Origin of the sequence: Polaromonas sp. YR568, assembly GCF_943369675.1 — a bacterium.
Lineage (GTDB): Bacteria > Pseudomonadota > Gammaproteobacteria > Burkholderiales > Burkholderiaceae_C > Polaromonas.
Map to the genome: position 1 here is coordinate 21,316 of NZ_CALROB020000047.1, position 15,524 is coordinate 36,839.

The 15,524-nt window shown below is 66.9% G+C and carries 14 protein-coding genes and 1 pseudogene; 6 read left to right on the top strand and 9 right to left on the bottom strand.

Annotated elements, in window-relative coordinates:
• Positions 1 to 21: 21 nt before the first annotated feature.
• The 9 genes from ACLV8F_RS20635 to ACLV8F_RS20675 form a co-directional block, all read right to left on the bottom strand.
• Positions 22 to 1,200, bottom strand: coding sequence for an ATP-grasp domain-containing protein (locus ACLV8F_RS20635; protein ID WP_411886077.1), 1,179 nt, complete (start codon positions 1,198 to 1,200; stop codon positions 22 to 24).
• A gap of 13 nt (positions 1,201 to 1,213) precedes the next feature.
• On the bottom strand, positions 1,214 to 2,323 hold the full coding sequence (locus ACLV8F_RS20640; protein WP_411886078.1) for an acyl-CoA desaturase: 1,110 nt from the start codon (positions 2,321 to 2,323) through the stop codon (positions 1,214 to 1,216).
• Positions 2,320 to 3,453, bottom strand: a complete 1,134-nt coding sequence (locus tag ACLV8F_RS20645) for a sterol desaturase family protein (RefSeq protein WP_411886079.1) — start codon at positions 3,451 to 3,453, stop codon at positions 2,320 to 2,322. The genes ACLV8F_RS20640 and ACLV8F_RS20645 overlap by 4 nt, the downstream gene beginning before the upstream one ends.
• Positions 3,450 to 4,112 carry a phosphatase PAP2 family protein gene (locus ACLV8F_RS20650; protein ID WP_411886080.1) on the bottom strand — a complete coding sequence of 221 codons (663 nt, stop codon included), beginning with the start codon at positions 4,110 to 4,112 and terminating at the stop codon, positions 3,450 to 3,452. Before ACLV8F_RS20650 ends, ACLV8F_RS20645 begins: the two co-directional genes overlap by 4 nt.
• A complete protein-coding gene (locus tag ACLV8F_RS20655) occupies positions 4,105 to 5,418 on the bottom strand; it encodes a F390 synthetase-related protein (RefSeq protein ID WP_411886081.1) in 1,314 nt (437 codons plus the stop codon). Before ACLV8F_RS20655 ends, ACLV8F_RS20650 begins: the two co-directional genes overlap by 8 nt.
• A complete protein-coding gene (locus ACLV8F_RS20660; RefSeq protein ID WP_411886082.1) occupies positions 5,415 to 6,248 on the bottom strand; it encodes an MBL fold metallo-hydrolase in 834 nt (277 codons plus the stop codon). The genes ACLV8F_RS20655 and ACLV8F_RS20660 overlap by 4 nt, the downstream gene beginning before the upstream one ends.
• A complete protein-coding gene (locus tag ACLV8F_RS20665) occupies positions 6,241 to 7,254 on the bottom strand; it encodes an NAD-dependent epimerase/dehydratase family protein (protein ID WP_411886083.1) in 1,014 nt (337 codons plus the stop codon). Before ACLV8F_RS20665 ends, ACLV8F_RS20660 begins: the two co-directional genes overlap by 8 nt.
• Positions 7,251 to 8,234 carry a 3-oxoacyl-[acyl-carrier-protein] synthase III C-terminal domain-containing protein gene (locus tag ACLV8F_RS20670; RefSeq protein WP_411886084.1) on the bottom strand — a complete coding sequence of 328 codons (984 nt, stop codon included), beginning with the start codon at positions 8,232 to 8,234 and terminating at the stop codon, positions 7,251 to 7,253. The genes ACLV8F_RS20665 and ACLV8F_RS20670 overlap by 4 nt, the downstream gene beginning before the upstream one ends.
• A gap of 339 nt (positions 8,235 to 8,573) precedes the next feature.
• Complete coding sequence (locus tag ACLV8F_RS20675) at positions 8,574 to 10,124, bottom strand: YifB family Mg chelatase-like AAA ATPase (protein ID WP_411886085.1); 1,551 nt, start codon at positions 10,122 to 10,124, stop codon at positions 8,574 to 8,576.
• 312 nt (positions 10,125 to 10,436) lie between these two features.
• Between ACLV8F_RS20675 and glnK the strand changes: the two genes are divergently transcribed.
• From glnK to glcF, 6 genes and pseudogenes are all read left to right on the top strand, one after another.
• Positions 10,437 to 10,775, top strand: a complete 339-nt coding sequence (glnK, locus tag ACLV8F_RS20680) for a P-II family nitrogen regulator (protein ID WP_007873831.1) — start codon at positions 10,437 to 10,439, stop codon at positions 10,773 to 10,775.
• A gap of 30 nt (positions 10,776 to 10,805) precedes the next feature.
• Entirely contained in the window at positions 10,806 to 12,338 is a 1,533-nt protein-coding gene (amt, locus tag ACLV8F_RS20685) for an ammonium transporter (RefSeq protein WP_411886086.1), read from the top strand.
• 155 nt (positions 12,339 to 12,493) lie between these two features.
• Positions 12,494 to 13,420, top strand: coding sequence for an SMP-30/gluconolactonase/LRE family protein (locus ACLV8F_RS20690; protein ID WP_411886087.1), 927 nt, complete (start codon positions 12,494 to 12,496; stop codon positions 13,418 to 13,420).
• Positions 13,421 to 13,505: 85 nt separating this feature from the next.
• Positions 13,506 to 14,600 (top strand): glycolate oxidase subunit GlcE, encoded by a 1,095-nt coding sequence (gene glcE / locus ACLV8F_RS20695; RefSeq protein WP_411886088.1) that lies wholly within the window; start codon positions 13,506 to 13,508, stop codon positions 14,598 to 14,600.
• 7 nt (positions 14,601 to 14,607) lie between these two features.
• The gene (locus ACLV8F_RS20700; RefSeq protein ID WP_411886089.1) at positions 14,608 to 15,384 is read left to right on the top strand and encodes a YoaK family protein; all 777 of its coding nucleotides are present in this window, start codon (positions 14,608 to 14,610) and stop codon (positions 15,382 to 15,384) included.
• Positions 15,385 to 15,388: 4 nt separating this feature from the next.
• Positions 15,389 to 15,524, top strand: a pseudogene (glcF, locus tag ACLV8F_RS20705) (glycolate oxidase subunit GlcF); the annotation flags it as partial.

The window sequence follows — 15,524 nt, forward strand, 5'->3', positions numbered from 1 at the left end:
ACCGCCTGCGCCACGCGGCGCTCATATCGCAGCCAGTTCCTCACCGTCCCACTCGATGTCGCGCGAGGTGGCTTCGCGCAGGGTGTGGCCGCGTTGCATCGCCAGCCGCGCGTAAGAGCCTATGTCGGCCAGGCCGCCAATGCAGGGTAAAACGTCACCGCCGCGCATCAACACATCATCAGCCCGGCGCCAGTCGGCACGCCACTGGGACAAGGCGCCGCTGCTTGCCGCATGCACGAGCCCGGCACTGAGCATAAGAGGCGCGATCATCCGGGCGCGTGTGGCGGTGGGCGTTGCACAGTCCGTCGCTTCGCCGGTCAGCGCTGCGGGCACGGCATCCGCAAAATCAAAGAGATGCAGGCCGCTGATGGCGCGCGGGTTGCATTCGATGACCGAGGGCGTGTCGCCGCCGCCGTCGATCCAGTCGAAAGAGATCTGGCCCGTGAAACCGATGTGTGACACCAGGCGGCTGACGAAGGCACGGATGGCGGGCGAGCTGTGGTGGTCGAAGTAGTAGCTTGAACTGCGCCGCAAGCGGTAGGCCGGTCGGTACACGGCATGGGCCAGCAGGCGGCCGCCATCGGCAATGCTGTACGAGCACAGCTCAGTCCCGGCGCGATGGTGCTGCACCACCCAGCGGCCCTGCGCGGCCAGCGGCGGCGCGTCATCGGGGATGCCCTGCGGGTACAGGCGCACGTGCACGCCGAAGCGCGAAAACTCGGGCTTCAGCACGGCGCCGGCTTCACCGCTGACGCCGCCCATCGCGCGAACCCAGTCGCGGGCTTCGTCGAGTGTCTGCACCACCGCGCTGGGTGGCGGGTTGCCGCCGCAGCTCTGCGCCAAAGCCTGGAAGTCCCACTTGCTGTGCAGCAGCCGCAGCTTGTCGAAATCATCCACCACCAGCCGGCAGGAAGCGGGCAGCGCTGCGCGGTAGCGGGACAGGTAGAACACTTCTTCGCAGGTCGGCACCACAAGGTCTATGCCCAGGCGCATGATTGCCTGCCGCAAACCTGCAACATAAGCCGCGGGATCCGCACGCGGCGACGCGAGCGTCACCTTGCCGGCCACGGCGCGCGACCAGCTGGACAGCCGGCAGGAAATACTGTCGCCGATATAGGGTGTCCAGCCCTGCTGCGCAAACCGGCGTGCATGGTCGAGCGCGACGGGCGCGCGGCCGCTGAGGATAAGGACGTTGGGCATGGTGTGATCCTTTTCAGTGGGTTTGCGTGGGGATGTCAGGCCGCCGTCCCATGGCCCGCAAAAAGGTTTGCTGCGAGGCGATCAGCTGGCTGTAGTTCAGTTCGCGGTACGCCAGCCCGTGGCGCGAGGCGGCACGGGCAACGATTTTGGCGAGAGCCGGATAGTGGCGGTGGCTGTAGGTCGGGAACAGGTGGTGTGTCAGGTGCGCGTTGAGCCCGCCCAGCCAGTAGCCGATCCAGGCCGGCGCCGGCGTCCAGTCGCAGGTGGTCAGGAAGCTGTGCTCGTGCCAGGTGTGCGGCATTCGGCCGTCGGCGCCGGGTTGGAAGAATTCGACCTCGGCCCAGTGGGTGCCCAGGATCATCGCCACCAGCAGGCAGGACGCGAGCATCTGCCCCAACAGGTACCAGCCTGCCAGTTCCCACCAGCCGATGCCGGCCTGCCGCAGGGCCAGTGCGGGCAGCACCAGCACGATGGTGATATGCGCCGCCTTGGACAGCAGAAAGGCCGCCCATTCGCGCCAGCCCGAGGTGCCGCTGCTGCCGGCCACTTTGGTTGCGCCCAGGCGGTCGGCCCAGTCCGAATACCAGCATAGGTAGGGCAGCGACAGCGCGGCGACCAGGGGCCAGTAGAGGTGCTGGTAGCGGTACTGTGGCGACCAGGCCTGGAAGGGTGTCTGCCGCAAAAACGGATTCGGTTCGGTGTCGAGGTCGTAGCCTTCGACGTTGGCATACGTGTGATGAAAGTGCACGTGGCGCAGCGTCCAGTAATTGGCATCAATGCCGACGGGAATGCTGGCCAGCCGCTTCCACCACCGGTTCAGGCGCGGCGAACGGAAAAGCGCGGCATGCGCGGCATCGTGCAAGGTGTTCATGGCCAGTGCCATCGCCAGAAACAGGAAGGCCACATAGGCCGGCACGAAATGCCAGCGGGTGCCGGCCGTCAGCGCGAGCGCATACGCCAGCAACAGTGCGGCCGCCAGGCCGGCGGCCTTCAACGCCAGCCAACCGTCACCGAAGCGGTCGGTGCCGCGGGATTTCAGGTAGGCATCGGCTTCGAGCATCAGCTCGCGCCGGAAGGCGGATTCAGCGGCGGCCTGGAAGCGCAGCGGCGGCAACTTGCTCATGCGGACCTCCGGGCCTGAGGGTCAACCGGCGCGGCCAGCGCCAGCCGCCGCGCGCCGTCCAGGCCGTGCAGCCCCAGCGGCAACAGCAGCGCCATGGCCCACGGGCTCCCCAGGCCGCCGTGCAAGGCAAACAGCGCGGGCATGCCCAGCGCGACCAGCACCCAGCCGGCCAGGCCCCAGCGCTTGTCGTCGGACATGCCGCCTATGGCCAGCGTGCCGAAAAACAGGCCGGCGAAAAGCGCGACGCGCGGCGCTTCGGCCCAGGCCGTTGCATGGTTGACATAGTAGATGGTCCCGCCGAACAGCAGCACGCCGGCGATACCGATGTACGGCCCCGGCACCGTAAACGTCTTGCGTTTCGCCAGTCCGGGAAAGCGCGCGCGCATCCAGTGAAAAATGCCGGCGTTGCTGGCCCACAGTGGGTTGTAGCTGGGGGCGCCGCCGGCGCCCGCGGTCACGCCGTAGCGCATGGGAATGTCGTCACGCTCCGCCTGGTAGCTGCCGAAGATCTTGTCCCAGACCAGGAAAGTCCCGCCGAAGTTCCGGTCGATATAGGCGGGATCGGTGCCGTGGTGCACCCGGTGGTTGGATGGGGTGACCAGAATGCGGTCGAGGAAGCCCGACTTGTTGACCAGCGCGTTGTGGTTGTAGAACTGTACGCCGTAGTGAAAGGACGATACCGCGACAAAAATCTCCAGCGGCACGCCGAGCACCGCCAGCCCCGCGATAAAGGGAAAGTTGGTCAGCGATGAATACCAGGAGTTGCGTATGCCCAGCGACAGGCCGAAATGTTCCCCCTGGTGGTGTACCACGTGCACCGCCCAGAACAGCGGCAGTTTGTGGTGCAGGCGGTGCATCCAGTAAAAACAGAAGTCCCAGGCGATGAAGGCGAACACCCACTGCCAGAGCACCGGCCACCGGCCGACCCAGTCAAAGCTCAAATGCCCGAGCACCAGGCCGAAGGCCAGCACCTCGACACCCCGAAACACCCAGACCATGATGTTGCCGGAATTGAGGTTGAAAACGACCTCCTTCCATGGCACCGCCTGGCCGCGTGAAAATTTCAGAACGGCCAACTCAAGCAGCACCAGCGCCAGCATGAGGGCGAAGCTCAGTGCAAAGACATTCATGTGAGGAACTTCCTGGCCGGGACCGCCCGGTCGCGGCGATGCGGAACCAGGCGGCACAGCGCGCCGCTCACGACACCCGCCGCCAGCCCGGCGGCCACGTCCAGGCTGAGGTGGCGGCGCAACTGGATGACGGAAAAACAGATGCACAGCGCCGCGATGATCGCGAAGGTCGAGCGCAGCGGACGCTTCGCGTCCAACAGCGCCCAGGCGCAGAGCAGCGTCAGCGCGGCGTGCAGCGAGGGCAGGCAGTTCTGCGGTGAATCGCCCCACAGCAGCAGGCGCAGCAGCGAAGCACCCGGGCCGGCACCCGCCGCGGCCGGGTGGGCTGCATAGTCGGGGTAGGCCAGTGTCGTCGGCCACAGCAGGAAGACCGCACCGCACAGCAATGCGCATGCCTGCATGGACATCCGCAGCCAGCGCAGCTTCGGCGTATCAACCATGAGGAAGGTGTAGGGGATGAAGGCGAAGAATGACAGGTAAAGCCACAAGCCTGCCGGGTTGAAAGCAATGAGACGGTCGAGCGCGGTTTCGGGCAGCACGACACCCTTGCCTTGCCATGCGCCGCTGAGCCAGTAAATCAGCCCGACGCAGCCCCAGCCGGCCATCATGTCCCGCAAACGCGTGAAAAACCCGGCGTTGGCACCGGCATGTTCATGCATGGCCGCCTCCTTCAAACGCCAGCTTGCGGATGCGCCGGCGCTTCTGTGTCGGATCGAAAGCCGGCACGTCCCGCGACAGCGTCCAGGAGAGCGCCGACGTGGCAACGCCGAGTTGCGCGAGTGCGGCATTGAGGTGCGCGCGCACGGCTTGCAGGGCGGGCGCGGTAAGCTGCGCATGCAGCGTCAGCGACGACGCGCCGGTCTGCAGCAAGCGGTAGTCGGCGTCGGCGGGCAAGGACTGCGCCAGCGCGCGCGACAGGGCGTCGGCGAACACGGGCATCGGCTTGCCGTCGGCACCGGGCAGATGCAGCATGTCGTCGCAGCGGCCCTCGATGTGGTCGATGGCGCGGGTGACGCGGCCGCAGGCGCAGGGCGTGGCGCGCGCGGCGAGCACGTCGCCCAGCCGGTAGCGCACGATGGGCTGCGTCAGGCGGCTGAAGTCGGTGATGACCGGCACGAAGCGTCGCTGGTCGCCGTCCAGCCATTCGGGCTCGATGTGCACGAACTCTTCGTTGAGGTGCAACACACCGTGTTCACAGGTGCTGGCCAGGAATCCTTCCGTGGCCTGGTAAACCTGGTGCATGGGGCCGAAGGCGCGCTCGATCAGCGCCCGGTCCTGCGGCTCCAGCACTTCAGCGACCGAAATGACGCGCTTGGGGCGGGGATGAAGGGCCAGCCTGCCTGCGAGCACCGCAACGGCCAGCTCGCGCAGCACCTGCGCGGGCGCTACGATGATCGTCGGACGGTAGGCTTGCAGCGCGGCAATATGGGTTTCAAACGGCAGGAACAGGTCAAAAAACCGCAGGCTCAACCAACGGCTGCGCACGGCGGTGTAGAGGTTGCTGTTGGCCCGCAGAAACAAGGCCGCGCGTTCACCGGCCAGCAAGCCGTCGGGCAGGGCCTTCGCCAGCAGGATGCCCGCCCAGCGCGCTTTTTCGCGGTCGCTCACCGCGAAAGCCCCGCGTTGCGCCGAGGTGCCCGATGACAGGCCGACGGTGATGCCGGCTACGGTGGGTGTGAAGTCCCGGCTGCGTTCGGCGGCCTGCGCCTCGGCCATCACGTTGTCCAGCGTCAGCCCGGCCGTGTTCATGGTGTCGAAATTCGCCAGCATCGATGCCTTGTCCATGGACGGCCACCGGTCCAGGGGCAAACGGCGATAGGGCGCGAAATAAACGCTGCGGCGGCAGAGCTTGCGCGTGAATTTCTCAAGTTGCCGTGCCTGGTAAGCCCGCAGCACCGCGCGGTCGGCAAAGTGCAGCCGGCGGGTTTGCCAGTAGGCGAGCAACAACCAGAACAGCCGCTTCATGGCGCGGCTCCGTCCAGCGGCAGGTAATCTTCGGCGCTTTCGTGGGTCAGGCGGATGGAGGCGCCGCCGCCGTGATGCAGCGCATGCAGTTTGCGCAGCGTGTCGTAATAGGCCGCCCGCTGGTGCTGGATCAGGAAGGTCAGCTCTGATGGGCCGCGCAGCTGCTGGTAGCTTTCAGCCGCCCAGCCGGCATCCGAGGCCAGCAACGTCCAGCCTTCGTCGCCCAGTACAAATGCACCCAGGTGGCCGGCCGCATGGCCCGGCAGCTCGACAATGAACAGCTCGCCCGTGCCGGTGATGTCCCGGCCCAGCGTAAAAGGCGCCAGCGCGGCCGGCAGTGCGACTTCGGCGAAAGATTCGGCAAATTCAAGGCGGGCGCTGATGTCGTCCGGCACCAGTGCCGGTACAAAAGCCTGGCGCACCGCCGCAAAACCCGACAGCCCCTGCACCGACTGCCAGCCGGCAGCCGATGCCAGCAGGCGCGCCGAGGGAAAGTCGCGCAGGCCGGCCATGTGGTCGGCGTGGAAATGCGAGACCACCACCATGGCGATGTCCGACGCGGCGATGTCCAGCGCGCTCAGCTGGCCCAGCAGTGAATCGCGCGGCTCGAAGTGCACCGGCGTGACCATCGAATACAAGCGGTAGATGCCCTGGGCGGTGGCTTCGCGAAACCGGTCGGCATAGCCCGTGTCCCACAGCACCAGCCCGGCGCGCGTTTCGGCCAGGTAGGCGCGGGACGGGAAACACCGGCTGGCCAAACCGCTGCCCTTGAGCACCATGCAGGACGGGTGCGTGCAATGCCCGACACGAAAGGTGGTTAGCTTAGCCATGGGCGCGCATCCAGGTGGCGGTATGGTCCAGTGCCGCCGCAAGGCTGACCGCCGGCACATAACCCAGGAGTTGCCGGGCACGGCTGTTGTCCAGTGTCATGTCGAAGGCCAGCGCGCCGACGCTGTAGGCCGTGAGCACGGGTTCTTTTTGCGTGATGCGCGCCAGCGCTTCCATGCCGCGCGCAGCCATCGCCATCACGGGATACGGCACGCTGGCAATGCGGAGCGGCCGTTTCAACCGGTCGGCAAACAGCGCGCCCAGGACATCCCGCAAAAGCACCGGCTCCTGGTTGGTGATGTTGAATGCGCCGCCGCTGGGCAGGCCTTCGACGGTCGTGGCCAGCCACATGGCCTGCACCACGTTGCCGGCATAGGTCAGGTCCAGCGTGACGCGCCCGCCGTGCGGCAGCGGCAGCCGGCCGTCGCGTTGCCGCAGCACGCGGGCGATGCGCGGCAGCAGCACCTGGTCGTGCGGGCCGAAGATGGCGCGCGGCCGCAGGATGCTGCAGTGCATGTGGGGATACGCCGCCACTGCGTCCTGCACGCAGGCTTCGGCTTCGGCCTTGGTGCGCGCGTAGTCATTGACGTATACGGCCGGCCGAAAACTTTCCTGGATGCCAAGCTGGGCGCGGTAATTGAAGTACAGCGCCGGCGTGGAGATATGAACAAAGCGGGACACCTCGGCTTGGCCGGCGGCCTGCAACAGTTGCCGCGTGGCGGTGACATTGGCCGCAGTGAAGTCGGCCGCCTTGCCCCACGGCGATGACAGCGCGGCGCAGTGCCAGACGGCATCGACATGCCGCACCAGGGCGGCCAGCCCGGCGGCGCTTGTTTCGCCGGGCGCAGCCAGGTCCAGCGGCACAAACTCCGCGCCCATCGCGCACAGCGCCGCGCCGGCCGCGAGGTTGCGGCCGGTGGCGCGCACTTCGACGCCGCGGCTCAGCAGGGCTTCGACCGCGTTGCGGCCCAGCCCGCCCGTGGCGCCGGTGACGAGCACGCGTCTCACAGGTCCAGCACCAGTCCGCCGACGGTCATTCCCGCCGCGGTGCCGATCAGCAGCACGCGGTCCCCCGCCTTGGCCCGGCCGGTGACGATCGCTTCATGCAGCGCCGTCGGCAAGGAGGCGGCGACCTGGTTGCCGTGGCTCTCATAAATATTGACGATCTGCGACGCCGGCAAGCCCAGTTTGCGGGCCGCATGCGCCATGCCGAGGTGGCTGGCCTGGTGCGGCACCACAAGCTTGATGGATGCCTTGCCGCCGTCGGTTTGCGCCATCAGTGCCTCAAGAAACGGCGGCATGACCTTGGCCGCCAGCTTGAAGACGGCGCGGCCGTCCATCTGGAACAGGAAATCTTTCGGTATCGTGGCGTTGGGTGGGTTTCGCTGCGAGCCGCCGCCGCGGATCTCGCAAAAACGCTTGCCCTCGGGAAAGGTTTCCATGCGGTAGGCCGCGATGCCCTGGCCCCCTTCGCCTTTTTCCAGGATGGCGGCCGCCGCACCGTCGCCAAAGATCACAGAGGACGCGGGCTCGTCCCAGTCCAGCCCGCGCGAAGGCAGGTCGGACGCGACGACCGCGATGCGTTCGTAACCGCCGCCGGCCAACAGGCCAGCGGCCACGCGGAGCGCGGCCATGAACCCCAGGCAGCTGGCATTGACATCAAAGGCCGGCGTGCCGCGCGGCAGGCCGGCATGCCCGGCGATAAAGCAGGCGGTGGACGGCAAGGCCTGTTCAGGCACGCCGCATGCGGAAATCAACAAATCGATGCCGGATGCCGGCAAGGCGGCGCGCCGCAGCGCATCGGCCAGGGCCGATGCGCCCAGCTGGCTCTGGCTTTCGCCTTCGGCTGCAAAGTGCCTGACGCGAACGCCGCCTTTGGCAAGGCTGTGGCCGGCAGGCCAGCCGCGGCGTTCGTCCAGGCTTTCAGACGTCACGCGCAGGCTCGGCAGCGCTTTGCCGGTGGCGATAAGGCGAAGGGGGATCCTCATTCGCGCACGGGGTGCGCTGGGCACCCGGTGGTCGCTTGCGAGGCGCGATCCTGCAATGAAATTTGGGGGTTACCTGACATTCAGTTCCTTGGTGAAGCCTTTCCAGGCCGGAGGACTCGCACAGTCGCATGTCGTTGGTCTGTCTTTGGCTGAAATTTGATTGAGTATCTCATTTCGATACCGTATGGATTGGGCTTCGGCACTTCAGGCACCCAGAGCCCTTTTGGGCGACTGGATCATGTAAGCGAGCGGGTTGTTGGATGGCAAGCACACGGATTTCCAATCCATCCAGATTGCGAAGGTTTTCGGCGATGGAGTGAAAGTACCGAAATCCGACTCTCATTGCCCCGCCTTCAACGCCCGCCGGTACTGAACCGCCTCCGCCACATGCGCCGTCATCACCGTGGGCGCGCCGGCCAGGTCGGCAATCGTCCGGGCTACCTTGAGGCAGCGGTGGATGCTGCGGCCCGACCAGCCCAGGCGTGTCGCTGCCGTATTCAGGAACTTCGCGCCTGAATCGTCGAGCTGGCATTGCGCGTCAATGGCGCGGCCTTCGAGGGCCTGGTTGGTGCTGCCCTGGCGGGCGAGGGCGCGGTCGCGTGCCGCCACCACTCGCAGCCTGACATCGGCTGTCGCTTCGCCGGGCGGGGTGTTGACCAATTCGTCAGCCGCCAGCGCGCCGACTTCCACGTGCAGGTCTATGCGGTCCAGCAGCGGGCCGCTGAGTTTGCCCTGGTAGCGCGCGACCTGTTCGGGTGAGCAGCGGCAGGAACGCAAGTTTGAGCCCAGGTAGCCGCAGGGGCAGGGGTTCATGGCGGCGACCAGCTGGAAGCGGGCCGGGAACTCGGCGCGCTGGGCGGCGCGCGAAATCGTGATGGTGCCGGATTCGAGCGGCTCGCGCAGCGCCTCGAGCGCGGCGCGCGGGAACTCGGGCAGTTCGTCGAGAAAAAGCACGCCGCGGTGTGCCAGCGAGATTTCACCGGGCCGGGGCGGTGAGCCGCCGCCGACCAAAGCGACGGCGCTAGCGGTGTGGTGCGGGGCGCATGTCGGGCGCAAGGCCCATCTATCTAGTGTGAAGCGGCCGCCCAGGGAGGCCACGGCCGCGCTTTCCAGTGCTTCTTCGGTGGTCATGGCCGGCAACAGGCCGGCAAAACGCTGGGCCAGCATGGACTTGCCGGAGCCGGGCGCACCCATCATCAGAATGCTGTGGCCGCCGGCGGCGGCGATTTCGAGGGCGCGCCGGGCGGCGGCCTGGCCTTTGACGTCGGCCATGTCGGGGTAGGCCGATTGGGCGGGCTGTGCCGCCGGCTGGACGCGCGACCAGCCGTCCAGCGCCTCCACGGGGGCGTCGCCGGGCAAAAACTGCCTGACGACGTCGAGCAAATGCCGGGCGCCGAAGATTTCCGCGCCGGGAACCAGGGCGGCTTCCTGGGCGCTGGCGTCGGGCAGCACCAGTTTGGGCAGTTTTTGGGCACCGGTCGCGTCGCGTGCGGGGCGGGCCAGCGCCAGGCTCATGGCCAGGGCCCCGCGCACGGGCCGCAAATCGCCGCCCAGGGACAGCTCGCCGGCGAATTCATAGCCCTCGAGCTTGCGGGCGTCGACCTGGCCGCTGGCGGCCAGGATGCCCAGGGCAATGGGCAAATCGAAGCGGCCCGAATCCTTGGGCAGGTCGGCCGGCGCGAGGTTCACGGTGATCCGCTTGTTGGCGGGAAAGTCCAGCCCGGTGTTCTGGATGGCGGAGCGAACGCGCTCGCGGGCCTCCTTGACCTCGGTTTCGGCTAGCCCGACCAACGTGAAGCTGGGCAGGCCGTTGGCCAGGTGGACCTCGACGCAGACGGGCCGCGCCTCCAGCCCCAGCAAGGCGCGGCTGTGCACTAAAGACAAACTCATGAAGAAACTCCCTGGATGGCGCTCCAAAGTTGTGCGCGAATGCGCCCCAATATGGTGCTTGCCGTGTTTTTTTGAATTCTAGGGCTTACAACGGGGCAGGCGGGGAGCCGGTGGACCCAGCCGATAAGGCCGCCTACTTTGGCACGGTACGTGCTAATCAGACTTCGTGAAATCCGACAGCCCGTTTTTGCAAGCGGCCAAGTCCCGGAAGCGGGGCGGCTTGATCTGCAGGCTCGCAAAAAACCTGTAAAGCAGCTGGAGTGGCGCACCGAGGGGGCCGCTTCCTTTTTCATCCTTGGAGGAAACCTGAAAATGAAACTCGTAACGGCCATCATCAAACCGTTCAAGCTGGACGAAGTGCGCGAAGCGCTGTCCGGTATTGGCGTGCAGGGCATCACGGTGACTGAAGTCAAGGGCTTCGGCCGCCAGAAGGGCCACACCGAGCTGTACCGCGGCGCGGAATACGTCGTTGACTTCCTGCCCAAGGTCAAGATCGAGGCTGCGGTCTCCGACGACCTGGTGGACCGCGTGATCGAGGCCGTCGAGGGCGCCGCCCGCACCGGCAAGATCGGCGACGGCAAGGTCTTTGTCTACAACCTCGAGCAGGTCGTGCGCATCCGCACCGGTGAAACCGGCAAGGAAGCGCTGTAAGGCTCAACCCCTAATAAAGAGAACATCGACATGAAAAAACTACTTGCCTCCCTGGTACTGGGACTGAGCCTGCTGACCGCCGGCGCCGCAATGGCGCAAGCCCCGGCAGCCGCACCTGCCGCTTCCGAAGCGGCAGCACCTGCTGCCGCCGCGCCGGCCGCGCCCGCAGCAGCCGCCGCCGCACCGGCGCCCGCCGCAGCGGCTTCCGAGCCCGCCGCTCCCGCGCCGGTGCCGAACAAAGGCGACACCGCCTGGATGATGCTGTCCACGCTGCTGGTCATCATGATGACCGTGCCGGGCCTTGCGCTGTTCTACGGCGGCCTGGTCCGCAGCAAGAACATGCTGTCGGTCCTGATGCAGGTCATGGTGACCTTCTCGATGATCGTCGTGCTGTGGTTCATCTACGGCTACAGCCTGGCCTTCACCGAGGGCAATGCCTTCTTCGGCGGCTTCGACCGCTTCTTCATGAAGGGCATCTGGGACAACGTCGCGGGCACTTTCGCCAACGGCGCGACCTTCAGCAAGGGTGTCGTGATTCCCGAGATCGTGTTCGCCGCCTTCCAGGCCACCTTCGCCGGCATCACCTGCGCGCTGATCGTCGGCGCCTTCGCAGAACGCATCAAGTTCTCCGCCGTGCTGCTCTTCATGGCCATCTGGTTCACCTTCAGCTATGCGCCTATGGCCCACATGGTCTGGTTCTGGATGGGCCCTGACGCCTACACCGGCAAGGAAGTGGTCGACGCGATGAACGGCAAGGCCGGCTACATCTGGCAAATGGGCGCCCTGGACTTCGCCGGCGGCACCGTGGTGCACATCAACGCCGCTGTCGCGGGCCTGGTTGGCGCCTTCTGCGTCGGCAAGCGCATCGGCTACGGCAAGGAAGCCATGGCGCCTCACAGCCTGACACTGACCATGGTCGGCGCCGCACTGCTGTGGGTGGGCTGGTTCGGTTTCAACGCCGGCTCCGCGCTGGAAGCCAACGGCTTCGCTGCCCTGGCCTTCATCAACACCCTGGGCGCCACGGCGGCCGCGGTGCTCGCATGGTGCGTCGGTGAAGCGCTGATGCGCGGCAAGGCTTCGATGCTGGGTGCCGCTTCCGGCGCCGTCGCCGGCCTGGTGGCCATCACCCCCGCAGCCGGCAACGTCGGCATCGGCGGCGGCCTGGTCATCGGCCTGATCGCCGGCTTCGCCTGCCTCTGGGGCGTGAACGGCCTGAAGAAACTGCTGGGTGCTGACGACTCGCTGGACGTGTTCGGCGTCCACGGCGTAGGCGGCATCATCGGCGCGCTGCTCACCGGTATCTTCAATTCGCCAAGCCTGGGCGGCCCAAGCGCCGTCGCCGACTGGACCACGGTTGCCATGGTTGCACCCGATGCGTACTCCATCGCCGGCCAGGTCTGGATCCAGCTCAAGGCCGTGCTGATCACCATCGTGTGGTCCGGCGTGGTGTCCTTCATTGCCTTCAAGGTGGTTGACCTGACCATCGGCCTGCGCGTCAGCGAAGAAGACGAACGCGAAGGCCTGGACATCACGTCCCACGGCGAAACGGCCTACAACCGCTGACACGGTTGGCAGGGGGCTGCCCAGGCGGCAGCCCTGTTTTAGTTGATTGAGAGAGTCTCCTTTGGATGTTCAGCCCGCCGGCGCAAGCCGGTGGGCTGTTTTTTTTGGGAGGGCGTTACAGTGGCGGCTTCCCTCACTGAAATGAAAGCCCCGTCATGACCTGGCAAACACTGGCCGCGGCGCCCAGCGGATTGGGCGAGTCGCCGTTCTGGCATCCCGACGAGCAGATGCTCTACTGGATAGACATTCCCGGGCAACACATCCACCGCTGCAACGTCTTCATGGGCACGGTCGAGAGTTGGGCCATGCCGTCCGAGCCCGGCAGCATCGCGCCGGCGCGCAGCGCCGGCGAAGCCAGCGGCCTGGTGATCGCGCTGCGCGACGGCATCTACCGCGCCAGGGAATGGGGCGGCGAACTGCGGCTGCTCGCCAAGGCCGGCCACGACACGGCCACCATGCGCTTTAACGACGGCAAGGCCGACCCGCTGGGCCGCTTCTGGGCCGGCACCATGTACGAACCGCGCGACAAGGCCGCGGCCGAACTGTTCTCGCTCGACTGCCGCGGCGGCCGCGCGCCCGCGCTGGAGCGCAAGGCCGGCGGCGCCACCATCGCCAACGGCCTGGCCTGGTCGCCCGACGCGGCCACCGTGTACTGGTCCGACACGCCGAGCCACACCATTCGCGCCTGGGATTGGGATGCCGGCAGCAACGCCATGGCGCGGCCCCGCGTGTTCGCGCAGTGGCCCGGCAAGCCCGATGGCTGGCAGCCGGGCATGCCCGGCTATGGCGGCCGGCCCGACGGCGCGGCCATGGACAGCGAAGGCAACTACTACGCGGCGATGTTCGAAGGCGGCCGCCTGCTCAAGCTCTCGCCCGCCGGCCAGGTGCTGGCCGAGATCGCCGTGCCGGCGCGCTGCCCCACCATGCCCTGCTTTGGCGGCGACGACCTGAAAACCCTGTACCTCACGACCGCGCGCCACAACCGGCCCGCGCAGGAATTGCAGGACTACCCTGATTCGGGCTGCGTGTTTTCCATGCAGGTCGACGTTCCCGGCTTGCCGGTGAACTTCTTCCAGGACTGAAAACCCGGGACGAAGGCTTGGCCGGAAAAAACCGAACAGGCCGCGTTCAAAAAAATCAAACCGGCCGGGGCGCTCGCCGCTTACCATGGCTGCCATGCTTCCAGACTCTGACATCAGCGCCGCGCTGGCCGAAGGCGTGCGCGCCGCCGCGGCCGCCGGCACCCCGCTGCGCTTGCGCGGCGGCGGCAGCAAGGACTTCTACGGCCAGGCCCTCGCGGGCGAGATCCTCGACATCCGCCCACATACCGGCGTCACCAGTTATGAACCCAGCGAGCTGGTGGTCACCGCGCGCGCCGGCACGCCGCTGGCCGAACTGGAAGCACTGCTGGCCGCGCAAGGCCAGTGCCTGCCGTTTGAGCCGCCGCATTTCGACGGCGCGCAAGGCAAAGCCACGGTCGGCGGCATGGTCGCCAGCGGCCTCAACGGCCCGTCCCGCGCCAGCGCGGGCGCCGTGCGCGACTTCATGCTGGGCGTGGTGCTGCTCAACGGCAAGGGCGAACGCCTGGTCTTCGGCGGCCAGGTCATGAAGAACGTGGCCGGCTACGACGTCTCGCGCCCGATGGCCGGCTCGCTGGGCACGCTGGGCGTGCTGCTGGAGGTCTCGCTCAAGGTCTTGCCGGTCGCGCCGCAAGAGGCCACGCTGGTGTTTGAGATGAACGAAACCGCGGCCCTGCAACAACTCAACCGCTGGGGCGCCATGCCGCTGCCCGTCAACGCCTCCTGCTGGCGGGCCGGACGGCTGTGGGTGCGGCTGCGCGGCGCGAAAGCGGCAGTCGCCGCAGCGCAAACCTCCATGGGCGGCGAAGTGCTGGACAGCGACGCGGCCCGCCACTGGACCGCGCTGCGCGAGCAAACCCAGCCCTTCTTTGACCTGCAGGGCGATGAATCGCTGTGGCGGCTCAGCGTTCCCGACACCGCTGTACCGCTCAATCTTGGTGACACGGTGGTGGAGTGGGGCGGCGCACAGCGCTGGCTCAAGCGGCCCGACAGTGACGCGGCGTTGATACGCGAAGCGGCGGCCCAGGCCAATGGCCACGCCACGCTGTTCCGGTCGGCCGGCAAATCCGTGCCGGTGTTCTCCGCGCTCAAGCCGCCGCTGGACCGGATCCACCGCGAACTCAAAAAACAATTCGACCCGGCCGGCATCTTCAACCCCGGCCGCCTCTACGCGGACTGGTAAGGCAAACATGCGACGCCTTCGCCACCTGACCGGCCAGCACCGGACGCCGTATATGAACCGCCTGCTGGGCGGCTTGCTGGCGTTCAACGCCGGCGCCATCAATGCGGGTGGTTTTTTGCTGGTCAGCATGTACACCTCGCACATGACGGGCTTCGCCTCGCTGCTGGCCGATAACCTGGTGCTGGGCAACATGACGCTGGTGCTGGGCGCCGTCGGCGCGCTGCTGGCCTTTACCACCGGCGCGGCGGTGACGGCGGTGCTGGTGAACTGGGCGCGCCAGCATCGCCTGCGCAGCGAATACGCGCTGCCCCTGCTGGTGGAGGCCGTGCTGATGCTGCTGTTCGGCCTGCTGGGCGCCACGCTGAACCGCCAGACCCCCTTCGCCGTGCCGCTGACCGTGCTGGTGCTGGCCTTCACCATGGGCCTGCAAAACGCGCTGGTCAGCAAAATCTCTTCTTCACAGATCCGCACCACCCACATGACCGGCGTGATCACCGACCTGGGCATAGAGCTCGGCAAGATGTTCTACTGGAACCGCACCACCAGCCCGCTCGAATCGCGCGTGCGCGCCAACCGCATCAAGCTGCGGCTGTTCGGCACCCTGCTGGGCATGTTCATCGCCGGCGGCATGGTGGGCGCGGCCGGCTTCAAATACGTCGGCTTCATCTGGGTCGTGCCGCTGGCGATCATGCTGCTGGTCTTGTCCCTGCCACCGTTGTATGCGGATTTCCGGCGCGCCGCCAGGCGCAAGGCCCTTGCCCTGGCCGTGAAAGAGGCGCCCTGACTTTATGCAAACCCATCTCTCCCCCGACTTCAAGAACAGCGCCGACGGCCTCGAGGCCGAAGCGATTCTGCGCAAATGCGTGCACTGCGGCTTCTGCACCGCCACCTGCCCGACCTACCAATTGCTGGGCGACGAACTCG

Bases quoted from the DNA above. Each gene is read 5' to 3' on its own strand.
- ACLV8F_RS20635 (WP_411886077.1), bottom strand. From the start codon at position 1,200: ATGCCCAACGTCCTTATCCTCAGCGGCCGCGCGCCCGTCGCGCTCGAC.
- ACLV8F_RS20640 (WP_411886078.1), bottom strand. From the start codon at position 2,323: ATGAGCAAGTTGCCGCCGCTGCGCTTCCAGGCCGCCGCTGAATCCGCC.
- ACLV8F_RS20645 (WP_411886079.1), bottom strand. From the start codon at position 3,453: ATGAATGTCTTTGCACTGAGCTTCGCCCTCATGCTGGCGCTGGTGCTG.
- ACLV8F_RS20650 (WP_411886080.1), bottom strand. From the start codon at position 4,112: ATGCATGAACATGCCGGTGCCAACGCCGGGTTTTTCACGCGTTTGCGG.
- ACLV8F_RS20655 (WP_411886081.1), bottom strand. From the start codon at position 5,418: ATGAAGCGGCTGTTCTGGTTGTTGCTCGCCTACTGGCAAACCCGCCGG.
- ACLV8F_RS20660 (WP_411886082.1), bottom strand. From the start codon at position 6,248: ATGGCTAAGCTAACCACCTTTCGTGTCGGGCATTGCACGCACCCGTCC.
- ACLV8F_RS20670 (WP_411886084.1), bottom strand. From the start codon at position 8,234: ATGAGGATCCCCCTTCGCCTTATCGCCACCGGCAAAGCGCTGCCGAGC.
- ACLV8F_RS20675 (WP_411886085.1), bottom strand. From the start codon at position 10,124: ATGAGTTTGTCTTTAGTGCACAGCCGCGCCTTGCTGGGGCTGGAGGCG.
- glnK (WP_007873831.1), top strand. From the start codon at position 10,437: ATGAAACTCGTAACGGCCATCATCAAACCGTTCAAGCTGGACGAAGTG.
- amt (WP_411886086.1), top strand. From the start codon at position 10,806: ATGAAAAAACTACTTGCCTCCCTGGTACTGGGACTGAGCCTGCTGACC.
- ACLV8F_RS20690 (WP_411886087.1), top strand. From the start codon at position 12,494: ATGACCTGGCAAACACTGGCCGCGGCGCCCAGCGGATTGGGCGAGTCG.
- glcE (WP_411886088.1), top strand. From the start codon at position 13,506: ATGGCTGCCATGCTTCCAGACTCTGACATCAGCGCCGCGCTGGCCGAA.
- ACLV8F_RS20700 (WP_411886089.1), top strand. From the start codon at position 14,608: ATGCGACGCCTTCGCCACCTGACCGGCCAGCACCGGACGCCGTATATG.